Here is a 23317-nt window from a genome sequence, read left to right on the forward strand (position 1 = left end):
CAGTGGTCAGGCCCGTTTCTCCGAGCGGCGCATGATGAGCCGGAAGAAGAGCGGGATAAAGAAGATGGCGATAAAGGTGGCCGCCAGCATGCCGCCGATGACCGGCCAGCCGAGGGCGTGACGGCTTGCCGCGCCGGCCCCGCTGGAGGTGACCAGCGGCACACAGCCGAGGATGAAGGCGAGCGAGGTCATCACGATAGGACGGAAACGCAGGCGCGCCGCCTCCAGTGCCGACTCGATGAGGCTCATCCCCTCTTCGTGCTTCATCACCGCGAACTCCACGATCAGGATGGCGTTCTTGGCGGCAAGGCCGACCAGGGTCACCAGCCCGATCTGGAAGTAGACGTTGTTGGTCAGCCCTACCAGCCAGGTGGCGATCAGGGCACCGAACAGGGCGAACGGTACGGCGGTGATCACCGCAAACGGCAGGCTCCAGCGTTCATACTGGGCGGCCAGAATGAGGAAGATCATCACGATACCGAAACCAAAGGCCATGCCTGCGCTGCCTGCGGCCGCTTTCTCCTGATAGGCGGAGCCGGTCCACTCCAGCTTGGCGTCGTTGCCAAGAGCCTCATTGGCGACCTCTTCCAGCGCGGCGATGGCTTGACCCGAGCTGTAGCCGGGGGCGGGCTGGGCCATGATCTTGGCGGCCTGGAAGATGTTGAAGCGTTCGACCAGTTCGGGGCCGGTGGCATCACGCACCGTCACCAGACTGCTGAGCGGGATCATCTCCCCCTTGTCGGAGCGGACATAGACGTTGCGGATGTCGCTCTTCTTGGCGCGGTAGTCGGCCTCGGACTGCAACTGCACCCGGTAGGTACGGCCGAACTGGTTGAAGTCGTTGACATAGACCTGGCCGAAGGTGGCCTGCATGGTGTCGAACACCGCGTTGATCGGCAGCCCAAGTGCCTTGGCTTTTTCGCGGTCCAGATCCAGATAGACCTGTGGCACGTTGGCGCGGTAGGTGCTGGTGACGCTGGCAAACTCCGGGCGCGCCTTGGCCGCTTCGAGGAAGCGCTGCACTTCGCCTGAGAAGGCCTGGGCGTTGCCGGTGCCACGGTTCTGCAGATAGGCCTCAAGGCCACCTGTGGTGGACATCCCCTGAATGGGAGGCGGGTTGAAGGAGGCGACAAAGCCATCCGCCAGCCCCATCAGGCTCAAGCCCTGGAAGGTCTTGGCCAGCGAGAAGGAGTCCTGTCCGGCCCCCTGACGCTCACTCCAGTCCTTCAGGGTAATGAAGGTCATGCCGCTGTTGCTGATGATGGCATTGGAGAGAATGTCAAAGCCCGAGAAGGTAATCACATCCTTCACATGGGGGTTGGCCATGGCGATCTTGTCGAACTGATCCGCCACCGCCTGGGTCCGGCTCATCGCGGCCGCATCCGGCAGCATGACGGCGGAGATGAGGTAGCCCTGATCTTCGTTCGGTACCAGTTCGCCCGGCACTTTCAGGAAGAGGCCGTAGATGGAGAGGATCAGCACGGCGATAATGGCAAAGGCGACCCCCACCCGACGGTTCAGGAAGGCCACACCCCGCACATAGCCGCGGGTCAGCTGGTCAAATTTTTCGTTGAACCAGACGAAGAAGCGGGCCGGTTTGTGGTGTCCCTCTTTTAGCAACACGGCACAGAGGGCCGGAGAGAGAGTCAGTGCCACCAGACCGGAGATGGCGACCGAGACCGCGACCGTGATGGCGAACTGTTTGTACATCACCCCCGTCATGCCACCCATAAAGGCGACCGGCAGGAACACGGCGCAGAGTACCAGCACGATGGCGACCACCGGACCGGAGACCTCCTGCATGGCGAGGATGGCGGCCTCTTTGGCGGAGCACTTCTTCTCGCTCATGATCCGCTCGACGTTTTCGAGCACCACGATGGCGTCATCCACCACGATACCGATGGCGAGCACCATGCCGAACAGGGTCAGCAGGTTGATAGAGAAGCCCAGCACCAGCATGCCGGCGAAGGTCCCGATGAGCGACACCGGCACCGCGATACAGGGGATCAGGGTGGCGCGGAAGTTCTGCAGGAACAGATAGACCACCACGAATACCAGCACGATCGCCTCGAACAGGGTGTGTACCACCTCTTCGATGGAGATCTTCACGAACTCGGTGGTGTCATAGGGGATCTGGTACTCGATATCCTGCGGGAAGCGCTCCTTGAGTCGCTCCATGGTGGCGTGTACCGCATCGGCGACCGCGACGGCGTTGGCGCCCGGCTGCAGATAGGTGGCGATACCGATGGCCGGTTTGCCGTTGGCGCGGGCGACCAGATCATAATCCTTGCCCCCCAGCTCGACCCGGGCGACATCGCGCACCCGGATCTTGGAACCATCGGGCATGGAGCGGACGATGATGTTCTGGAACTCCTTCACATCCTCAAGGCGCCCTTTGGTCTGCACCGTATAGGTGAAGTCGATGGGGGCCGTGGTGGGCTGGGCTCCGATCTTGCCCGCCGCGAACTGGGTGTTCTGCTCGCGAATGGCGCCGATCACGTCGCTCGGGGTGAGCTCGAGCTGGGCCAGTCGATCCGGCCGCAACCAGATACGCATGGCGTAGTCAGTACCGCCAAACAAGGTGGTATCACCGATGCCGGGAATCCGCTTGAGCTCGTCGATGATGTTGAGCAGGGCGTAGTTCGACAGATAGGTGGTATCAAACGAGCCGTTCGGTGACTGGAGGGTAACCACCTGCAGGATGGAGGTCGATTTCTTCTTGACCGTCACCCCCTGCTTTTTCACCTCTTCCGGCAGCTGGGCCATGGCGGCCGAGACCCGGTTGTTGACGTTGATGGTGGCCTGATCCGGATCGGTGCCGATCTCGAAGTAGACGTTGAGGTTCATCTGGCCGTTGGAGGCCGACCCCGACTGCATGTAGATCATCCGCTCGACGCCGTTGATCTGCTGCTCCAGCGGCGCAGCCACGGTCTGGGAGATCACCTCCGGGGTTGCGCCCGGATAAAACGCCGTGACCGAGACCACCGGCGGGGTGATCTGGGGATATTGCTCGATGGGGAGCGCCCGCATCGCCGCCAAACCGCCCAGCACGATAATGATCGAAATCACGCTGGCGAAGATGGGGCGTTCTATGAAGAACTTGGAAAACATACGGGCTCCTTACTTGGCCGCAGACTGGCTGACCACCTTGCCGGTGATCGCCTTCATCTCGTCGGCAGAGACAGGTTTTACCACGGCGCCGGGGCGAGCCTTCATCAAGCCTTCGACGATATAGCGCTCACCAGCCTGCAGGCCGCTCTCGATCAGCACGCCGGAGTCGACTGCCGCGCCCAGGGTCACCGGACGGGGCACCACCTTGTTGTCGGCATCGACCACCATCACCATGCGGTCAGCCTGGGACTGGACGATGGCGCGCGGCGGCACCACGATGGCGTTTTTGCGGGTGCCCAGATCGATGGTCATGCGGACAAACTGGCCCGGCAGCAGTACGCCGTCCTTGTTGTCGAAGATGGCCCGGGCACGGATGGTGCCGGTCTGCGGATCGACCCGGTTATCGGAGAAGTTGAGCTTGCCCGCCTCCGGGTAGAGGGAGCCATCGGCCAGACGAATATGGGTACGCCAGGTGGTGGCATCCTTCGCCTCAATCACCCCTTTCTTTACCGAGTTTTCGAAGTTGAGGCGATCCTGCTCCGAGTAGGAGAAGTTGACGTAGAGCGGATCAAACTGGGTGATGGTAGTGAGCAGGCCGTTGTCGCCGCTGGTGGAGATAAGGCTCCCCTCGGATTGGGAGCTCTTGCTCGCCATGCCGTTGATGGGGGCGGTCACCTGGGTGTAGCTGAGGTTGAGCTCTGCCTCTTTCACCTTGGCCTGAGCGGCCTGATGGCTGGCGATGGCCGCTTCGTAGTTGGCGATGGTGTCGTCATAGTCCTTGCGACTCACCACCTGACGCTTGAAGAGGGGAATGATGCGATCCCGATCGGCACGGGCCTTGTTGAGACGGGCCTGCTCCTGAGCCAAGGTCCCTTTGGCCTGCTCCAGCGCCACCTTGTAGGGCTCAGGGTCAATCAAAAACAGCTCCTGACCGGCGGTAACCGGCTGGCCTTCCACATAAGTGCGCTTGAGCAGGATGCCACTGACTCGGGAGCGCACATCGATCTCGCGAAAACCGGCGGTCTCTCCCACCATCTCGGTGGTGAGCGGCACATCGGTCAGTTTGACCTCGGCGACCACCACAGGGACGGCGGGCATGGTCTGGGCCGTCTGGGTCGTCTCGCCGCCACAGGCACTCAGACCGCTGAGCAGCGCCAGGGTCAGCAAGCTGCGTTTGTAAACCTCTCTTCCGGCATTGGGCACCTTCATCATCACACTCCTGTTGGATCGATTTCGGCTGCTGCGTTCAGCATGTTTCTCCATACACATCATTAACTTCATGATTAAAAAAACAACTTCTTTATGATTGGAATGGGAGATGATAGGGCGGCAACCTTGAACACAACCTTCTCAAAGTGGCAATTAGGGTTGCCGATTGACGAAAAAAGTCTGACTTTTCCGATATGGGCGGGGTCTTCGGGGATGTTCATCCCGGGCCAGGGCTCTTCGCAACCGTATCACGCCAGCCACTCCTTGTTGCAAAAAATAAGGTGCCATAAGGCACCTTGTCTGGATGGTTTTTTTACGCCCTTTTATCGCAGGCAACCGCGAGCCGCTTCACAGTTTACGAATTCGTCGCGGCTCATCGGTTAATCTTGCGCCGCATCAGGCGAAGCAGGCCCAGATGGGGGCGTGGTCGGAGGGTTTCTCGATGCCGCGCAGCTCGTAGTCGATACCGGTCTCGGTCACGCTGTCCTTGAGGGCGTCGGAGGCCATGATGAGGTCGATGCGCAGGCCGCGGTTCTCGTCAAAGCCCTTGGAGCGGTAGTCAAACCAGGAGAATCGCTCGCACTCGGTGGGGTTGGCGGCGCGGAAGGTGTCGGTCAGGCCAAACCCTTTCAGTCGCTCCATCCATTCGCGCTCGATAGGCAGGAAGGAGCATTTGCCATCCCGCAGCCAGCGTTTGCGGTTTGCCTCGCCGATGCCGATGTCGAGATCGGTGGGGGAGATATTCATATCCCCGATCAGCACCAGCTGGTCGTCCGGGGTGTGGTTGGTCTCGAGGTAGTGCTGCAGATCCTCGTAGAACTTCTGCTTGGCCGGGAACTTGGTCTCGTGATCCTGACTTTCACCCTGCGGGAAGTAGCCGTTCATCACCTTGATGAGAGAGCCGTCTTCACGTTCGAAGGTGGCCATGATCATCCGGCGCTGCGCCTCTTCGTCATCGGTGGGGAAGCCTTTCTCCACCTTGACCGGCTTCTGCTTGCTCATGATGGCGACCCCGTAGTGGGCCTTCTGGCCGTGAAACTCCACGTGATAGCCCATGGCCTCGACATCGGCCAGCGGGAAGGCTTCATCGTGCACCTTGATCTCCTGCAGGCCGATCACATCGGGCTGGTGCTTGTCGATGATGGCTTGCAACTGGTGCAGACGGGCGCGCAGGCCGTTGATATTGAAAGAGATGATCTTCATGTCCGGGATGCTCATGTCATTTTTATAAGTGGCTATTGGACTAGGAATCGGCGGTGGATGCAAGTTCGGGGGCTGTGACTGGTGCAGCGGCTTGGTAACCTGTTCACGATCCGTCGCGAGAGGTTGTCAGCAAGGTGAAGCGCAGCGCAGGAACCGGATTGTATATGTATACATGAGGATTCCGAGCAGCACATGAGCCTTGATCACAGCCTCGCAGTAGGATCGTGGACAGGTTTTCAGCGGGTCATCTTTTTGACGAAAACCACCACAAACAGCGCCAGCGTAAAGCTGCCGGTGAAGGCCTCGAAGGCGGCGAAGATCCTGGAGAGGCCGACCGGAGTGAAGTCGCCGTACCCCAACGTGGTGAAGGTGACCACGCTGTAGTAGAGGCATTCGAGCAGGAAGATGGCATTTTGCTCGAGCGGGGCACCGGGCTGGTAGATGAGGTGCTCGCCCTGAAAATGCAGTCCGCAGAAGAAGTAAAAAATGCTGCAGATAAAGATGAGCAGCAACGAGAAGAGCACCACCCGCATCGGGGCCTCGCCATAGCCGCAGAAGAGATCGACCACCCAGGAGGTGAAGCGCTGGGTCGACCAGAACGGCAGTTGCAGGCGGCGCATGGTGAGCTCCTGTTGGATATAGTTGCCGGACATGGTGAAGATCCCCTGCGCCTCGGAGGCTTTGCGCAGATCCCGGTAGGTCTCTTCCGCCTCCTTGAACCAGATGCGTGCCTGTTTGGGATCCCGTTCGCGGCGCCCCTTGCGATCTTGCATCACCCGTTTGCCGGTCTGCATGTTGTCGAGCCGGGTGTTGTGCCAGCGGATGCCGAGCAGGTTGACGTCATCGAGGGTGGCGCACTGGAGGTTGGCATCACTGAGATCGGCTTTCATCAGGCTGCCGCCCTTCATGCGCAGGCCGTAGAGGTGACCACCGCGCAGGTTGGCGCGATAGAGGTTGCACTGCTCCAGCAAAAATCCCTGATCGGACTCCTTGTTGACCAGATTGAGGCCCGCCAGATTGGCCCGTGACAGCTGCAGGCCGTGGCAGAGTCCGCCTGCGCGAACGTACTGTTCAAGCGCCTCGGCGCTGCGGGCTTCCTGATGGGTATGGTGGGGATCATGCCAGTGGCAGAGATCGTGCTCGCCAGCCTCTTCACTGCAGTGGCGGCCATCGGCCACCAGATAACGACACATCGCCATCTTCGTTTCCCTCGCATTGCCGAACTGGTTTCAGCATAGGCGGGGAAAGGGGGGCGCGGCGGCGTCTTAGCTGAACTGGTTGAACTCCTGACGCAGCTTGCGAAAACGCTCCTGCTGGGCCGGGTTGAGGGGGATGCCGTCGAGCACGTCCAGGGTGTCTTTGCACTCGGCACCAAATTCCGGACTCTTGCGGTTTTTCTGCATCAGTTGCAGCAGCACCTGGATCTTGTTGAGAGCCGCACCGGTATTGGCGGGGGCGCGGCGCAGGGCCTCGCGAAAATGGCCGAGGGCCTGCTCCAGCTCGCCGCTCTGATAGGCCTTGATCCCCAGATCGTTGAGCTGCTGGTAGCGCTGACGCCGCTCCAGCACCGTCTTGTCATCGCGGGTTGCCTGAATGCAGGTGGTGAGCAGCCGATCTTCGTCCTCCGCCAGCAGCCCTTGCAGGCTTTCGGCATATTCAAACTCGCCGAGCTGGTAGAGGGCAAGGATGGTCTCGCCAAGCAGGGCGGGGGGCATGGTGGCCGGTTCATCGAGCCAGTTCTGATTGGCGCGATAGAGCATCTTCTTGCCCTTGAGCAGCTCGCCCAGCGCAATCTGCACCCGGGCCTGACAGATCTGCTCGAACACCGGGTAGTTGAACTCCGACATCATCAACGAGTCGCGGATGCGCGACAGGGCGGAATTGACCTGCTTTTGCAGGTTGGCGATGTGGTAGCTGTCGTTGCTGTTGAGGGCGTAGAGGGTCAGGGTCTGGATATAGGCCCCCAGATAATGGGGCGTGCGGTGAATGGAGTTGCGCGACAGGTCGATCAGCGACATCAGTACATCCTTGGCCTGGGCGTAGTCGTGGCGCTGCAGGCACACCTCCGCCAGCCGGCGGGAGAGTTGCACAGACTGGGGGGAGATGTCCACCGCCCGTCTGAGCTCCTGCTGCGCCTGCTCGTCATTGCCAAGGGCCAGCAGGGATTCCGCCAGCCAGAGGTGAGCCTCCACCATCAACGGGGTATTTTTGAGGGTCGCCTGCAGATGGCTGACCGCCTCTTCGTGGAGCCCCAGGGTGTTGCACGCCTTGCCCAGCGTCAGGCGGGCCCAGCTGTTCTCCTGCCCGGCCAGCAGCTGGCGCATCAGGGAGCGCGCCTCCTGAGCCTGACCCAGTTTGAGGTGGGTATCGGCCTGCAGGCAGCGGCAGTAGTTGGCAAAACGGGGCACCGCATCGGCCCGCTCGGCACAGGCGGTAATGAGGGCTGCCAGATTGTCATCGGCCAGCGCGGTAAAGACGCTGGCCAGGGCGTTGCGCCGGGCGAGGGCACGTTTCAAGCGAAACGAGAACTGCTCCTGAGAGAAGGGCTTCATCAGGTATTCGTCGGGCTCGGCTTCCAGCGCGCTCAGTACCATGGCGCGGGAGCTGTCGCCACTCACCATGATCACCACGCTTTGGGGCGGGATCAGGTCTTTGTCGCGCAGGCTTTCGAGCAGTTGGCGGCCATTCTCGCCAACCCCGAGATCGTAATCGATGAGATAGATGTCGAAACTGCCCTTCTGGCAGCGGCGCCGCGCATCCTCGGCGGTATTGGAGTAGGTAATGTTGCTTATACCCAGATTGAGCAGCATCGCCTTCATCATCACCTGAAACGAGCGCTGCTCATTGACCATCAGAATGCGTTGTGGCTTGGCTGGGCTCTTTTTTTCTGACTCTTGTTCAGGTGTCTGCATCTGTCTGGGTCGAGGCGCTACGGGCTGATGGGAGAAAGTGTGCCACCAAAGCGCCCGAAGAGGCAATTGGCCAAGTTGTCGATTGCGAACCATCTCCGTTTGTCCGCCTTTTGCCCGCGATGAGTGAAAGAAAAAGGCCCTGTTGCCAGGGCCTTGAACTCACCGTTTTTTCTCTGCCAGATAGGGAGCAAATTGCGGCGTGTACTCGGCCTTGAACCCCTGTTCGGTCTTGATGATGAGATAGACCGCCAGCTGGTGCTGTTTGGCAAATGCCATCCCCGCTTCAGGCCCCATCACCATCAGCGCGGTATCGAGGGCATCGGCCTCCAGTGCGGTCGGGGTGATGACGCTGGCGGAGACCAGCTTGTGGGTGACCGGCTGGCCGGTGGCGGGGTCGATGATATGGGAGTAACGCTGGCCATCCAGCTCGTAGTAGTTGCGATAGCTGCCTGCGGTGCTGAGCGCCATGCCGTTGGGGATGACGATATCGGAAAACGCTCCCGGCTGATCGGAGGGTTCGACGATGGCTACTTTCCATGGCGAGCCCTTGCTGTTGTTGCCCTTGCTGCGCACCGCTCCGGCCACTTCGATCAGGTAGTTGTGTACCCCCTTGCCTTCGAGCAGGGCGGCGATTTCATCCGATGCCGCCCCTTCGCCGAGGGTGGAGAGGTCGAGATAGAGATCCGGGATCGTTTTTTCGAGCAGGAAGTGATCCCCCTGCGGGGTCATGCTCAGCTTGTCGATGCCCACCTTGTGGCGGGCGGCGGCGATGGCTGCCTCATCGGGCCGCTTGACCGGCCGTTTGTCCGGGCCAAAGCCCCACAGATTGACCAGAGGCCCCACGGTCACATCCAGCTTGCCGTCGGTCAGCTTACCGGCATCAATCCCCTGCTGGACTATGATGGCCATGGCGGGCGGGATGGCAAACGGGGTATTGGCGGGCCCCTGATTGAAACGGGAGATGAGCGAGCCCGGATCGTAGGTGGAGATCTCCTTGTTCATCCGGGCCAGCAGGCTCTCTACGTCGCTTTTGAGGGCGGGCTCTCCACCGGGGTAGCTATCGCTCAGGGTCACTACATAGTAGGTGCCCATGGTCTTGCCCTGAATACGGGTCTGGGCAGGCGGGGTGGGCTGGCAGCCGGCCAGCGCCAGCAGCAGGGTCAGCAGCAGGCCGCGCATGGCCGCCACGGGGGTTATCGCAATCATCCGGCGCTCTCATCTGGAGAAGGTTCATATCGGGGCGCTAGCTTAGCCAAGGGGCGCCCACCGGGCGAGCCCTGATAGGGGTAATCGGAGGGAAAAGGGCAGAAAAAATTAAACAGTTTTGAACCTGTGGCGGGAGCGGGTCGTATCGTCCATCCGTGAGGGAGAGAGTGGCGAGTAGAGCACCGTCTGGTGACCTGGCCCGCAGCTTTAGCCAAAAGCCATAGCCGATTGAAGACAATTGAGTAAAATGAAGGTCGATTTAGACGGCATCTTTGCGAAGCGTTCACCGCATCCGCCAAGTCGTTGCCATCCATTGCCAATCAAAGGAGAAGATGATGAAAAAGGCGATTACCCTGCTGTTTCTGAGTACCCTGGCTGCCCCCGTGCTGGCGGATGAGTGTGCACTGGTCATTGAAGGCAATGATGCCATGCAGTACAACCTCAAAGAGATGAGCGTGCCGGCCACCTGCAAGGAGGTGACGGTCACCCTGAACCACACCGGCAAGCTGCCTGTGACCGCCATGGGTCACAACTGGGTGCTGGCCAGCACCGCCGACTATCAGACCGTGGCAACTGCCGGGATGAGCGCCGGGGCCGAGAACGGCTATCTGCCCAAGGATGATCCCCGTGTACTGGCTCACACCAAGCTGATCGGCGGCGGCGAGAGCAGCAGCGTCACTTTCAAGACCGACGGTCTGGCGGGCAAGGATCTCACCTTCTTCTGCTCCTTCCCCGGCCACTTCGCCATGATGAAGGGCTCCTTCAAGGTCAACTAAGGTGCTGACCGGCACGAGCCGGTTGCCTCAATAGCAAAAGCCGGGATTTCCCGGCTTTTTCATCTCTGCTGTTTGTGTGTGGCGTGGCATGACTGCACACCGCCGACTTTTGCGCTATTTAGTCTGCAGGGTAAAGAAGGCGATGGCGGTCTTCTTCTGGCATTCGAAGTGAATGCTCTCTTCCCCTGTCACCACCAGCGTCTCGTTGATGGCCACCTCTTTGTCCTGCACGGTCAGCTGGCCACTCAGCAGGTGACAGAGGTAGGTCTTCTCTGGCTCGAGGGTAAGGGTCAGCGGGAAGGGGAGGTTCAGCACTCGCACGTTGGCGCTGATGCGATCCGGATGGTAGATAAGCCCCAGATCGGTCACCTCTTTTTTCAGCAACTCGCAGTGGGTCTCCTCATCGCCGCTAAAGTGCGCCGCCTCGAAGGTGGCGTAGGGGTGACCGTTGAGCACAAAGCCTGCCCCGCTCACCGGCAGCAAAATGCGCTGATAGCCGGGAAAGGGGGAGAAGGGGCCCGCGCTCTTGATGGGGGCCGAGCTCAGTCGATAGTCAAAGTCGAGTTTGGCAAGGCTGCTCCCCTTGGGGGAGACGAGGATCTGGCTGGTAGTGCCCTGCTGGTTTTTCCAGGGCATCTTCTGGTGGTCAGACTCTTTAATCAGGGTGATCACGTGCACTTCCTCACGATAAAAAAACGCAGGGAGCCGGGGACATCAGCCCCGGCTCCCTGATAGAGATTGGCGATGGTAAAGGCGATCAGCCCTGACCATCCAGCGCAGCCAGCCGCGCTTCCATGGCGGCGAGACGGCTCTTGAGCTCGTTTACCTCCTGCTCCAGCTCGCTCAGACGGTCGGCGGCAGGGGAGGCATAGGCCGCGGCGGGGGCAGCATCCATCATCGCCTGAATATCCACTTCGCCGCTAAACAGGTGGGCGTAGCGGGATTCGCGCTTGCCCGGCTCGCGCGGCAGCTTGACCACGTAGGGGCCACGCTCGATGAGTTGGGTCAGTACCGCATCCACCTCGGTGACATCATCGAAGCTGCAGAGGCGGTTGGTGCGCGAGCGCAGCTCCCCCGGGGTTTGCGGGCCGCGCAGCAGCAGTTCGCAGACGATGCCGAGCTCCTGGGCACTGAATTTCAGCTCGCCAAATTCGGTGTTGCAGAATCTGTGCTGATAGCGGGGCACCCGGGCGTTGAAGCCTGCAGTGTTGACCACCAGCCGCTTGCGGATCAGCTCGTCCACCACGGCGCGGATATCGAGCTCGGAGAGATCCAGCACCGGCTCGCGGTTGCTCTTCTGGTTGCAGGCGTTGACCAGTGCATTAAGGGAGAGGGGATATTGATCCGGGGTGCAGATCTCTTTTTCAATCAGACAGCCGATGACGCGGGCTTCCAGCGGGCCAAGTACTAACTCCATTTCCTACTCCCTTCCAAATCGAGACATCAAGAGCCCCTATCTTAGTCATGGTCCGCGCCGCGTCTAGCGTTGCGCGCCATTTTTGCGAGCTGATCAGGGCGTTGGCGAAAGGCTCGCCAACGCCACAGACCTCCGCTTTTTATCTCTGCCCCTGATAGAAGCGCGCCTTATTGGCATACATGGCGTCGTCAGCCACCCGGCTCAGCTCCGCCAGCGGGGTCTGGTCGCTGCTGCTCCAGCCGATGGCAAAACGCAGCGGGAAGCTGTGCTCCCCATGCTGCACGATGGCGTGCTGCTGGCTTGCCTCCAACCTGCCTGCCAGCAGCTGGCTGGCGAGGTGATCTGCCTCCGCCAGCAGCACGAACTCGTCGCCGCCGATGCGGAAAATCTTCTCATCCTGACGGCAGAGGGTGCGCAGCTGGCGAGCCATCTGGATCAGCAGGGCGTCGCCAGCCTCGTGCCCATACTGGTCGTTGGTACGTTTGAGGCCGTTGAGATCGAGCATGAAGAGGGCGAGGTGACGCTCCGGATGGCGCGCCAGCACCGCCTGATAGTGGTGGAAGGCCTCTTCGAACGCCTGCCGGTTGGGCAGCCCGGTGAGGTTGTCGGTGCGGGCGACCCGAGCCAGCTCGTCGGTGAAGAGGCGCCCCTCGATGCCCACCGCCAACTGCTTGGCAAACAGCCGCAAGATGGCCCTGTCTTCGGACTCCAGCCCTTCGGCGCTCACCATCAGATAGCCAAACAGCACGCCGCTCTGGCTACCGGGCAGAGTCATGATCTTCCAGAGTGCGTTATCCCACCGGCATTCGGAGTGTTTGACCTCCTCATCCATCAGTTGAGCCAGTTTCTCCTGCAGGGCATCCCGTAAGGGGGCATCGACCCCCTGGGTCAGGGAGTAGTGGGGCTGGCCATCGCGGCGGATCACCAGTCCCCAGCGGTGGCCAGGATAGAGCTGCGAGAGTTGCAGCAGGGCGGAGCTGGCCAGCTCGGCAATATCGATATCCAGCTGCTGGTGCAGACCGAATTGCAACCAGGATTGCAGGATATGGCGGCTGCGCTCCTCCCGGCTCAGGGCCGAGCGCAGGGCGGTCGTTTGCGAGGCAACCTCTTGCTCCAGTTCGTCGTTGAAGCCGAGCAGCCGCTGGTTGAAGGCCTCTTTCTCGCTATTGGCCTGCTGCAGCTGTTCATTTTGCTGATAGAGCGCCCGCACCTGATCCGAGATGGTGCTGGCCATCTCCTGCAGCAACTGGCGCACCTCGTCGTACTCCACAAAGCGCAGCGGCGCCTGCCGTTGCTGGTAATTGCCCTTGCCATAGCTGCGCACCAGCGCGGCCAGCGAGCGCAGCGGTCGGGTGAGCCAGCGGGTGAGCCAGACGCAGCCGATGGCTACCAGCAGCAACATGACGGCGATGCTGACGGTCAGCAGCTGTTGGGATTTGTTGAGCTCGCTGACCCTGTCATTGCTGTAGCTGTAGAGGGTGATGGTGGGGGTGATCTCCTGCTCCAACTGGGGCCAGCCAATGGCCAGGGGCTGCGCCAACTTGCTTGGCTCCCTGTCATCCATGGCGTTGGCGTTATGGTGAGCCCCTTCGTAGAGACGGTTCTCGCCCTGGGAGATCACCAGATATTCGCTCCCCTTGAGATAGGGTTCCAGCAACTGGGCCATCTGTCGCCAGGGGAGAATGGCCATCACGAAGCCGGAAGGGGTCTGCATCACCCCAGCGCGCTGGTGGTTGCGATAGATGGGGGCTACCAGCGCCAGCCCGCCGCTGCGGTTTTGCTCCATGTCGTCGACCAGCACGGGATCATCGACGGGCAGCAGCAGATGCTTGCCCTGTTTCGCCTCGCGGGTCTTGCCCCAGGCCATCAGCTGCGGCATCAGGTTGCTCGACTCGAGGTGGGAGGCCTGGCCATTGATGTACTCCACCACCAACCCCTTGTCATCGATGAGGTAGGCCGAGGTGATCAGGCTGTTGGATTTGACAAAGGTGGCCAGTGCCAGTCGGGCATGGCTGGAGAAGAGAAAGTTGTCGAGGGCCTGATGGAGCACCCGATCCTGGCTGAGCTGATTGAGCTGGGTGCCGATCAGTTCGCTGCGAAAGCGGGCCTCGCGGGTCATGCTGGTGAGGGCCCGCTCCAGCTGCGACTGCTCGCTCTGGGCGATGATCTGGTGCTGACGGATCAGCAACACAGTGCTAGCCAGCAGCGCTGGCAGCAGGGCGACGGTGAACAGGATGATGATGAGGGTCGGGCCGAGCCGAAAGGTGCGATGTTTCATGGTGTTTTGACCTGCCGGTACTGCTGATCGGCCAGCTGCTGCATATAGCGGGCGGTGTCGGCGGCACTGATCCCCTCTTTAAAGCGCTCGAACCCTTTCTCCATCGCTTGCCAGGCGATGGACATGGCGCTGTCGGAGGGCATGGGGGTACTGAGGGTGAACTGTTCCAGCAGCACTTTTTCCTGAGGCGTGGGACGGCGGCTGATGGCGGTAAAAGCCTGCTGATTGACCGGCAGCAGCGCCCCCTGATGATAGATGAACTGCTGAATATCCTGACGCTGGATAAAGGCCATCAGTGCCTTGATGACGGGCTGGCGATCCTCATCGTCCATCGCCCAGCGGGAGGCTCCCATCACGTAGGCGCCGCTCATGGAGTGCATGGGATGGCTTTGCCAGCGGGGCAGCAGGGCAACGCCCAGCTTATCCCCCATGTTCTTCACCAGATCATTGAAGGCCCAGTCCCCATTGATGAGGTAGGCGCTCTTGCCCTCATTGAAGCGGGCGAGGGCGGTGTCATAGTCGCACTCGGGATCGACCCACTGTTCGCTGGCGACGGTGCGGTAGGCCTCCAGTGCCTGCACCATGGCCGGGCTGTCGAGGGTGATGCGCCCTTCGGTCACCGGCGAGCCGCCAAAGGTGTGTAAAAAGGCGGCGAAGTAGTACATGTCGTGATAGGGCCAGCTGACGGGGTAGACCCCCTTGGCCTTGAGGGCCGGGGTGATAGCAGTCAGTTGCTGCCATTGGGTCACCGGAGTCGAGACCAGCGCCTTGTTGTAAAACAGCATCAGATGGTTGCCCTGCATCATGGGCATGCCCCAGCGTTGCCGATCCAGGGTGACATAACGCAAGGCGCTGGCCATCAGCGCGGGGGAAAACCACTCGGCCGGGAGGGGAGCGAGGGTCATCTGGCGATAGAGGCCGATAAAATCGGAGGGGATCAGCATCAGATCGGGCAGCCCCCTGGCCTGAGCTGCCAGCAGGAGATCCGCCTTGATCTTGCCCGGCTCAATTTGGGTGACCCGCACTCTGTGGTTCCCCTCCTGATTGAAGCGGGCGATCACGTCGTCGATCACGTAACCGGCTTGCTGGGAGTGCCACAGCTCCAGTTCAGGCTCCTGAGCCTGCAGGGGGTGGCTCAATGCGAACAGGCAAAGCAGCAAGAGATGATAAAAAGATCGTTTTCTGCTCATGTTATCATCACCGTTATTCCCTGAATTCCAAGGGAAAAATGTAACAAACTACCGGCAAGATCGGTAGGCTCGGGTGTCAACTAATTGACTGAAACAACAAAAAGCCCGGCGCGTGGGCCGGGCTGGGGGATAAATTGCTTATCCGCATATTCTTCGAGGCATCTATTGTGGATGTTGTTTGAGGATGTCGTATATCTCCTCTTTCAGTTTGAGTTTCTGTTTTTTCAGATCTCTCACCTCGGCGCTATAGTCGCTGGCGTGATGCTTTTCCAACTTTCTAATCTCCGCATCCAGGTCGTTGTGCAAGTCAAACTTCTTCTGGAAATGGACATCACTGCTCTTCAGTTTCGAGATGAGTTCTCTGTACTCTGGGAACATGTAATGGAGCCTCCTTGGTTTCGTTTGATTGTGCCTGTAAGACCAAAGCTACCCCTTAGTGCCGGGGATAAATGTGATCCTGATCGGATTTGGGGGCAATGATTTGGAGTATTCGGCGGGATATTTATAACTTGTTGAATCAAAACAAGATAAGTGATTTGTCAATCTGAATGGTGAGCCAAACTGTGCGACAAGTCACAACAGGGGCTGTGTTGGCGTGAGGGTGCAGGATCAAAAAAAGGGGCCGAGTGGCCCCTTTTTATGGATGCAGGCAACGTTACTCTTTCTCTTCGTCCGCCTGCTCTTTTTTCTTTTTCTTCTCGGGCAGCGGCTTGCCGTCGCGGTGGATCACCTTGCCCGCCTCAAAGCCAATCTGGGCCGCCAGCTCCTCCAGATCCGCCGACTTGGCCTGATCTCCGATGGCGTAGCGATAGTTGGCGATGGAGAGTTTGTCAGCCACCGGCGTGCCCGGGACGATAGGCTCGCGCCAGCCCTGGCCGATGTGGGCCACCAGGGTGCCGTTCATCAACAGCTCGCCGACGATCTCCTGGGTCGGATTGCCCTTGCCGTAGGTGAGACCCTGCGGGTGCTTCTTGCCGACCAGTGGTTCGTTGCTGGCGGGTATCAGCTTGGTGCGGATCAGCCACTTGGGCTTCTTGGTGTTGCCCACCGCCTTGCCGGTCTGGTACTCGTTGATCTTGATGGTCTTGATCATCTGGGCCATGAAGTCCTTGGTCAGCGCCTTCTGGGCGTCGCTGGTTTCATCGATGGCGATGGGGGCCACATACCAGGTCTGGGTGGCTTGAGCCTTGGGAGCGGCAGGGGCAGTTTGCGCCATGGCCAGGGGGCTGAGCAGGATGGCAGCCAGCAAGAGTCCTATCTTCTTCATTGTGATTCCGCTTTTGTTTCAACAAGAATTTTGTTTTGCCAGCGACGACTGCGCCAGCGCCAGAACATGGCCAGACCGCGCACCCACTCGTCGCAGGCCAGCGCCAGCCAGATACCGACCAGTCCATAACCCTGCATGATACCGAGGAAATAGGAGAGTGGCACGGCAATTCCCCACATGGAGAGCAACGCCATGTAGAGGGGGAAACGGGCATCCCCGGTGGCCCGCAGGGCGTTGATCACCACCAGATTGAAGGTGCGGCCGGGCTCGAGGATAAGGCTGATAAGAAACAGTTGCGCCACCTGGGTAATGATGTCGGCATCATCGGTAAAGAGGCTGATGATGGTGCGGCCATTGAGGGCCGCCGCTACGGCGATGACGCAGGTGACTGCCAGCCCCAGCTTGAGGCTTTTGAGCAGTTGCTGATAGGCGCGATCGAACTGTCTTGCTCCCGCCAGATGGCCGATGATGATCTCGTTGCCAAGGCCGATGGAGAGGCCAAACAGCAGGATAAACAGGCAGATCTGAAAGAAGTAGGATTGGGTCGCCAGCGCCTTGTCACCCAGCAGTCCGACAAAGGCTGTCACCACCATAAACTGCAGCATCCAGGAGAGGTTCTCTCCTGCCGCCGGCAGGCCGATATGGAGCACCTTGCCCAGCATCTCCCGGCTGGGGTGGACGATATCGCGCACCACCAGTCGAATGCCGGTCTTGCGTGCTACCAGCCACACCAGCAGCACCACGCCGACCAGTCGGCCCGCGACCGTGCTGATGGCGACACCGGCGACACCAAGCTGGGGCAGGCCGAACCAGCCGTAGAGCAGCAGCAGGTTGCCGACGAAGGTGATGAGGTTGACGATCAGGGTCACATACATCGCCTGACGGGTGTGGCCGTGAGCGCGCAGGGTCGCCGCCAGACAGAGGGCCGCGGCTTCCGGCAACAGGCAGAGACCGATGATCTGCAAGTAAAGCGTCCCGTCGCTCATCAGATTGGCAGGCAGGTTCATCAGCCCCAGCATGGTGCTGGCTCCCGCCATCACGCCAATGGCCGCTACCAGACCGATAAGCAGGTTGAAACCAATGGCGGTGTGGATCACCACCCGGCTCTTCTCCCGATCGCCCGCCCCCAGATACTGGGTGATCACCACGCTGGTACCGATGCTGACGAAGCTGAACAGGGTGATGGCAAGATCGAACACCTGATTGCCGACCGCCAGCGCCGCAACCCCCTGATAGGAGACGTGACCCACCATGAAGGTGTTGAGGGCGCCGGTCAGAAAGTGCAGGGCGAGATCGATAAAGAGCGGCCAGGTCAGGGCAAAGAGCGTGCCCGGGCCTGCGTGGGATTGAGATTGCATGGCATGTCCAACAGCTGGGAGGGCACGGGGGAGTGCCCTCTGGGGGCGCATTTAACACCAAGGCCAAGGCCGGTGCAATCCTTGTGCAGGATTGCACCGGCCAGGGGATCGTGCCAAGGGATCAGGCAGGCGTGGCGCCCGCCTCCTGTTCGCTTGGCAGGGTGAGGCGCGCCGAGTCGGGCAGGGCATCATCCTGCGGCCAGTTGGAGCGGATGGCATCTGTGGTGCTCTCCACCACCGCATCATCCTTGAACACCGGCTCGCGATAGCAGCGGGTCAGGCGCAGCGCCTGATACATGTCGGGGCAGAGGATGATCCCCTCATCGCCTACCCGCACGCCTGCCTGCTTTAACCAGTGAGTCATCTGGCCGTGGCGACCCGCCATCACCATATGGATGCCGCGCCGTTTCAGCTCTTTGTGCAGCTCTCCCACCATGCTCATCACGCTGATGTCCTGATGGGTGAAGCAGGCGACCGCATCAATCACCAGACACTTGGGGGCTCGGGGATCCTGCACCAGCAGGGCCAGCACCCGCCGCTTGAAATAGGGGGCATTGAAGTAGGTCAGCGGCGAGTTGAAGCGATAGACCAGAATACCCGGGATCGCCTTGGCCTGTTCGTTGTCCCCCAGGGTGCGTACTACCCCCTCGTCATCCATGCCGAGCAACTGGTCGGTGGGGCGCATCACATTGCGCAGGAACTGGAACAGCCCCAGCAACACGGCGAGGGTGATCCCGGGGATCACTCCCATGGTGAGCACGCTGATAAAGGTGACCAGCGCCAGCCAGAAGGCGGATCGATCGGAGTGGCGCAGGGCCCAGAGACCGCGAAAATCGGTGAGCGACAGAGAGGCCATCACCAGCACCACCCCGAGGGCGGCGGTGGGAATGTATTTGAGCGGCGCCGTCAGATAGAAGGTGATGAGGGCGATCACCGCCGCAGCGATGATAGAGACCAGCTGGCTCTTGCCACCGTTGGCATCGTTGACCGCGGTGCGTGAATCCGCGCCGCTGATGGCGAAACCCTGTGAGACTGCGGAGGCGAGGTTCGCCATGCCAAGGGCCCGAAACTCCTTGTCCGCGTCGATTTCGTAACCGTTTTTGGCAGCAAAGCTGCGGGCGGTCAGCATCATGGAGACGAAGCTCACCATGGCCAGGTTAAGGGCGGGCAGCACCAGCTCCCGCATCAGACCGGGGGGAAATTCCGGCATCTGGAACGCGGGCAGGCCGGAACCCACCGCCCCCAGGGTGGCGATATCAAACTGGCCGAGATTGAAGCCCCAGACCAGCGCAGCGGTCACCACCATGGCCACCATGGAGGAGGGCCATGCCGGTTTGTAGCGCTTGGCCAGCAGCAGGGTGAGCAGAGCCACCAGACTCATGGCCAGGGTCGGCAGATGGGTTTGGGTAATATAGGTAGCCCCGCTGGCGATCCGCTCGATGAGGTAACGTTCGCTGAAAGTGAAGCCGAAGATCTTGGAGAGCTGGCCCACCATGATGGTGATGGCCACACCATTGAGCAGCCCCATCAGGATCGGGCGGGAGAGAAAGTCCGCCAGCACCCCCAGCTTGAAGCGGCTGGCAATCAGGCACCAGAAGCCGGTCATGGCGGTCATGGTCATCACCAGTTGCCAGTGACGGGTGGGGTCGCCTGCAGCCAGCGGCGTCACCACGGCGGCAATGACCGCGCAGGTGGCGGCATCGGGGCCGACAATCAGCTGGCGGGAGGTGCCAAACAGGGCGTAGACCAGCATGGGTAGGATGCAGGAGTAGAGGCCGACGATGGCACCCACCCCGGCGAGTTCTGCATAGGCGATGGCGACGGGCAGTGCCACTGCTGCCACCGAGAGTCCGGCGCGAAGGTCTGGTATCAACCAGGCGCGCTGGTATTGCAGCAGGGCGGCGAGGCCCGGTAGCCAGCGTTCGAGAGAGAAGAAGTCGCGCATTATTTAACCCATTGAGTTACAACCAGCTTTTCCCCTAGTGTGCCCAAGGTTATCGAAAGATTGCAATCAGGTTATAGCCAGTTTACCTGAAGGTCAGGCCAGATAACCTGCCAGCGTTTCTCCTTGATGCGTTGGGTAAAAATCTGTTTGTCCTGGCGACATCTGGGGTTGGCACTCACTTGCAGCGACCAGTTGATGGCAAAGCCGTAGGGGGCAAGCCACTCGAACTCGCCATCCCGGGTGAGGCGTACGCCGATGCAGGTGGGCACTTCTACCCAGTGGCTCAGCGCCTCAAGGCTGTTGGCAAACGGCGCTACCAGTTGGCGAGTGTGCATGCGAGCCTGATTGCGAACCTCCCACTGCTGGCCGGGCAGCCGTTTGGCGAGCCAGGCTTCGTGCTCTGCTTCGGCCAGCCCTTGCGGGTCGCTGCTATCGAGGTAGATAAGGTCGATATCGTTGAGTGGGGTGGGCACCGCCTTGTGGTGAAGGTGATCCCAGATGAGATTGCGGATAAAACCGGCCCCCAGCGCCCAGTCGGGCAGATTGAGCTCGGCCGCGGCTTGCAGGCAGGCCATCCGCTGCGGATCGGCCCGCAGCAGGGCTTCTGTTTTGGCTTGGAATTGCTGTTCGAGGACGGTGTTCAGAGGTTCAGTTGTTGGCATTGCGGCGTAACCAGACATCAATGTAGCGGCAGCTCGGCACTATAGTGAGCCCCTCCGCCTGAGTCCAGTTGAAGAAGGCACGCGCCAGCTGATCGGCAATCCCCTGCACCCGCAGCTCGGGGGGTACGAAGGTGCTGTAGGCGTCGATGGTCTTGGCATCGAGCCGCCGGTAGCGCAGTCTCGACTCTTTCCCCTCCACCATACAGATGAACTGCTGCTGGTTGGCCTGATGGATGATGTCGCTCATGGTGGGCACCTCTGGCATAAAGTTGGGTCTCTCGGCACAACATAACTGTTAGCCAAGGTATAGAACAGATAATGAGAACCCGTGGTCAATATCATCCCCCTTTGACAGAGGGCGCATCGATATCGCGATGCAGATCAAGGTGCCCGATGGTGAGTCGGGCACCGCGTTTGTGTCAGCACAAGAGTGTTGGCAAAGGGGAGGGATCAGACCCAGGCTCGCTCCAGCAGGGTGAGTAACTGCTCACGGTCGGCGTCCTTGCGATTGAACAGCAGGGCACCGTCGTTGATCGCCAGATCGCGGATCTCGGTCAGTAGCGAGCGATCGCTTACCCCAGCCTCGCTCATGGTGCGCGGCAGCTTGACCGCTTGCCACAAGGTGTCGCGCAGGGTGCGAATGGCTGTGATGGTCGCCTCCGCCCGCTGATGGGCCGGGGTGGCAGCAAAGCGCTCTGCCCCCACCAACGGCAAAAGCAGCCGGGCCAACTCGCTATCCACCTCGGGGCGGTTGTAGTCGAGCACGGTCGGCAAAAAGAGGTTCATGCACAGCCCGTGGGGCAGATGGCAGCGGGCTCCCAGACTGTGGCCGAGGGCGTGCACCAGCCCCACCATGGAGTTGGAGAATGCCATGCCAGCCAGCGTGGAGCCTTCCGCCAGTTGCAGCCGCAGCTGCTTGTTTTGCGGGTCGTGGATGATTTGCGGCAGGGCGCTGGCGATCTTCTCCACCGCCATCAGGGCCAGTGCATCGCTCACCGGGTTCTTGGCGGTACCGATAAAGGCCTCGATGGCGTGGGTCATGGCGTCCATGGCGGTAGCGGCGGTGATATTGAGGGGCAGTCCCTGGGTCAGGCGCGGGTCTAACACCGCCAGCTGGGGCAGCAGGAAGGGGGAGGTGAAGGGCACCTTGCGCCCGCTCGCCTCATCCTTGATCACCGCCACCAATGTCACTTCTGATCCTGTGCCCGCCGTGGTGGGCACCACCGCCAGCGGCTTGAGGGGACGGGTCAGGCAACCGGCGCCCGAGTAGTCGAGCAGATGCTCCCCCCCCATGGAAGTGAGAATGTTGACTGCCTTGGCGGTGTCGATGACTGAGCCGCCCCCCAGCGCCACCAGACTGTCGCAGTCGAGCTCACGATAGCGTTTGGCGATCCGCTCCACCACGGCGGTGGAAGAGTCGGCCGGGATCTCGTCCCAGATGGCGGCGACCGGCAGCTCCCCTTCGGCCAGCACATTGGCCAGCAGGGTGGCAAGGCCGGTAGCATTGACCCCCTTGTCGGTCAGCAGCAGCGGGCGACGGGCCCCGAGGCTGGCCAGCTCGCTGGCCAGCTGCTCCAGCGCCTGTTCACCGGCCAGCAGTTTGACCGGGCAGAAGAAATCGTAATAGCGGCTCATTTCAAGGCTCCTTGCGCGTTAGCCGGTCACCAGACCCAGATAGATGTTGCAGGCCCGGCCGATCTTGTTGGTCGGGGCGGGATAGTGGCGCAGCAGCGGCCGCGCGATAAAGGCGGGCAGGATCAGGGACTGCAACTGCTCAAGCCCCCGTACCAGATGCATGGCAACGGTCAGGTCTCCCTCCACCAGCAGCCGGTTTTCGCCAAATGCCTGATTGACCCCGAGCCGAAAACTCAGGGCGCGAAAGGCGATATTGGGATGCTTGAAGCGCACCCGCAGCGGATGGATGGTGGCATGAGGGGCGACTGGCGCGCCGGGATACCAGCGGCCACCCTGCTTGTGCATGTTCATGGCGTAGCCGATGCCGCCCACTTCGAGGCGGATTGCCAACCCGTCCGGCAACGGCGCCAATTCGCGGCGTACCGCCTCATCGGTGCGGGCGGCGCGGCAGAGGGTACGACCCACCACCCAGAGCAGAGTGGTGATCCAGAGGCGGCGGCCAAGGGCGGCCGCAGGTTCAAACATCCGTGTTTGCATGGGGATTGGCTCCTGAGATGGCTGACCAGAAGAGGGCGAACGCACTGGCTTGCCAGTAGTCGTCCTCTCCCAGCTCCGGTTGATCGACAAACAGTGATGCGCAGGCGAGGAACTGGCCCTGACACACCTCCAGCAACAGTGGTGCGGGAGCCTGCATCAGCTCGCCGCTGGCCTGCCCCTTTGCCAGCAGGGCAGGCAGAAAGCGCAGGGCATCGTTCAGGATCTGGCTGCGGGCCGGTCTGGCCAGCAGCGGAGAGTGAAAGAAGCCCAGCACGAATTTGAGCTCATTGGGATGCGCGAGCATCCACCCCATCGCCAGCTGCCAGTAGTGGCGGGTCTGGTCGTACAGCGACAGGGTGGGATCTGCTTCATGGATGGCGCTCCCCATCCGGGTTTTCACATCCTGATAGAGGGCGAGGATCAGCGCCTCCTTGCTCGGAAAGTGGTGGAACAGAGTGCCGTTGGCCACCCCAGCCGCCTTGGCGATACGGGCGGTGGCGGCCCCCTGCAGGCCATCTTCGGCGCAGAGGGCGAGGGCGGCATCCAGGATCTGGCGGCGCTTGTCGGTCATGTTTTGTGGCTGCGGGATAGCCTGGTTCATGGTCATCTCC

General features: G+C 60.9%; 20 protein-coding genes. 1 reads left to right on the top strand and 19 read right to left on the bottom strand.

All coding sequences use genetic code 11. From position 1 onward, the window contains the following. Positions 1-6 precede the first annotated feature (6 nt). From AB5Y83_RS18735 to AB5Y83_RS18760, 6 genes are all read right to left on the bottom strand, one after another. Entirely contained in the window at positions 7-3111 is a 3105-nt protein-coding gene (locus tag AB5Y83_RS18735; protein WP_368175746.1) for an efflux RND transporter permease subunit, read from the bottom strand. A gap of 9 nt (positions 3112-3120) precedes the next feature. Next, positions 3121-4320, bottom strand: a complete 1200-nt coding sequence (locus AB5Y83_RS18740; protein WP_335818854.1) for an efflux RND transporter periplasmic adaptor subunit — start codon at positions 4318-4320, stop codon at positions 3121-3123. A 396-nt stretch (positions 4321-4716) separates the two neighbouring features. Further along, positions 4717-5523 carry an exodeoxyribonuclease III gene (gene xthA / locus AB5Y83_RS18745; protein WP_005353222.1) on the bottom strand — a complete coding sequence of 269 codons (807 nt, stop codon included), beginning with the start codon at positions 5521-5523 and terminating at the stop codon, positions 4717-4719. 236 nt (positions 5524-5759) lie between these two features. Further along, entirely contained in the window at positions 5760-6722 is a 963-nt protein-coding gene (locus tag AB5Y83_RS18750; RefSeq protein ID WP_069555464.1) for an ion channel, read from the bottom strand. Between the two features lie 66 nt (positions 6723-6788). Continuing rightward, positions 6789-8435 carry a tetratricopeptide repeat protein gene (locus AB5Y83_RS18755; RefSeq protein WP_368175747.1) on the bottom strand — a complete coding sequence of 549 codons (1647 nt, stop codon included), beginning with the start codon at positions 8433-8435 and terminating at the stop codon, positions 6789-6791. Positions 8436-8594: 159 nt separating this feature from the next. Further along, positions 8595-9641 (bottom strand): FAD:protein FMN transferase, encoded by a 1047-nt coding sequence (locus AB5Y83_RS18760; protein WP_368175748.1) that lies wholly within the window; start codon positions 9639-9641, stop codon positions 8595-8597. A 335-nt stretch (positions 9642-9976) separates the two neighbouring features. Here AB5Y83_RS18760 and azu point away from each other — a divergent pair, with 335 nt between their 5' ends. Then, the gene (gene azu, locus AB5Y83_RS18765; protein WP_005337768.1) at positions 9977-10417 is read left to right on the top strand and encodes an azurin; all 441 of its coding nucleotides are present in this window, start codon (positions 9977-9979) and stop codon (positions 10415-10417) included. Positions 10418-10531: 114 nt separating this feature from the next. Here the strand turns inward: azu and AB5Y83_RS18770 are convergent, their stop codons facing one another. The 13 genes from AB5Y83_RS18770 to AB5Y83_RS18830 all read right to left on the bottom strand — a co-directional run bounded on the left by AB5Y83_RS18770 (position 10532) and on the right by AB5Y83_RS18830 (position 23307). Beyond that, positions 10532-11089, bottom strand: a complete 558-nt coding sequence (locus AB5Y83_RS18770) for a HutD family protein (RefSeq protein ID WP_368175749.1) — start codon at positions 11087-11089, stop codon at positions 10532-10534. 85 nt (positions 11090-11174) lie between these two features. Then, positions 11175-11834, bottom strand: a complete 660-nt coding sequence (locus AB5Y83_RS18775) for a YceH family protein (RefSeq protein WP_108541993.1) — start codon at positions 11832-11834, stop codon at positions 11175-11177. Positions 11835-11973: 139 nt separating this feature from the next. After that, positions 11974-14112 (bottom strand): diguanylate cyclase, encoded by a 2139-nt coding sequence (locus AB5Y83_RS18780; protein ID WP_368175750.1) that lies wholly within the window; start codon positions 14110-14112, stop codon positions 11974-11976. Further along, positions 14109-15302 carry an extracellular solute-binding protein gene (locus AB5Y83_RS18785; protein ID WP_043821302.1) on the bottom strand — a complete coding sequence of 398 codons (1194 nt, stop codon included), beginning with the start codon at positions 15300-15302 and terminating at the stop codon, positions 14109-14111. Before AB5Y83_RS18785 ends, AB5Y83_RS18780 begins: the two co-directional genes overlap by 4 nt. 162 nt (positions 15303-15464) lie before the next feature. Continuing rightward, a complete protein-coding gene (locus AB5Y83_RS18790) occupies positions 15465-15680 on the bottom strand; it encodes a YdcH family protein (protein ID WP_005337763.1) in 216 nt (71 codons plus the stop codon). Positions 15681-15957: 277 nt separating this feature from the next. Further along, positions 15958-16569, bottom strand: a complete 612-nt coding sequence (locus tag AB5Y83_RS18795) for a hypothetical protein (RefSeq protein WP_005337761.1) — start codon at positions 16567-16569, stop codon at positions 15958-15960. Beyond that, positions 16566-17927 (bottom strand): MATE family efflux transporter, encoded by a 1362-nt coding sequence (locus AB5Y83_RS18800; RefSeq protein ID WP_368175751.1) that lies wholly within the window; start codon positions 17925-17927, stop codon positions 16566-16568. The genes AB5Y83_RS18795 and AB5Y83_RS18800 overlap by 4 nt, the downstream gene beginning before the upstream one ends. 121 nt (positions 17928-18048) lie before the next feature. After that, positions 18049-19872, bottom strand: coding sequence for a SulP family inorganic anion transporter (locus AB5Y83_RS18805; RefSeq protein WP_368175752.1), 1824 nt, complete (start codon positions 19870-19872; stop codon positions 18049-18051). Positions 19873-19943: 71 nt separating this feature from the next. After that, positions 19944-20534 carry a nucleotidyltransferase family protein gene (locus AB5Y83_RS18810; RefSeq protein ID WP_368175753.1) on the bottom strand — a complete coding sequence of 197 codons (591 nt, stop codon included), beginning with the start codon at positions 20532-20534 and terminating at the stop codon, positions 19944-19946. Beyond that, positions 20521-20781 carry a GNAT family N-acetyltransferase gene (locus tag AB5Y83_RS18815; protein WP_005337747.1) on the bottom strand — a complete coding sequence of 87 codons (261 nt, stop codon included), beginning with the start codon at positions 20779-20781 and terminating at the stop codon, positions 20521-20523. The genes AB5Y83_RS18810 and AB5Y83_RS18815 overlap by 14 nt, the downstream gene beginning before the upstream one ends. A 203-nt stretch (positions 20782-20984) precedes the next feature. Next, positions 20985-22169 carry an iron-containing alcohol dehydrogenase gene (locus AB5Y83_RS18820; RefSeq protein ID WP_164536457.1) on the bottom strand — a complete coding sequence of 395 codons (1185 nt, stop codon included), beginning with the start codon at positions 22167-22169 and terminating at the stop codon, positions 20985-20987. 18 nt (positions 22170-22187) lie between these two features. Further along, positions 22188-22706: a hypothetical protein gene (locus tag AB5Y83_RS18825; protein ID WP_005361659.1), complete on the bottom strand. Its 519-nt coding sequence runs from the start codon at positions 22704-22706 to the stop codon at positions 22188-22190. Further along, complete coding sequence (locus AB5Y83_RS18830; RefSeq protein WP_139460657.1) at positions 22687-23307, bottom strand: TetR/AcrR family transcriptional regulator; 621 nt, start codon at positions 23305-23307, stop codon at positions 22687-22689. Before AB5Y83_RS18830 ends, AB5Y83_RS18825 begins: the two co-directional genes overlap by 20 nt. Positions 23308-23317 lie beyond the last annotated feature (10 nt).

The organism is Aeromonas sp. R5-4 (assembly GCF_040908215.1).
In the GTDB taxonomy this organism is placed as follows: domain Bacteria; phylum Pseudomonadota; class Gammaproteobacteria; order Enterobacterales; family Aeromonadaceae; genus Aeromonas; species Aeromonas veronii.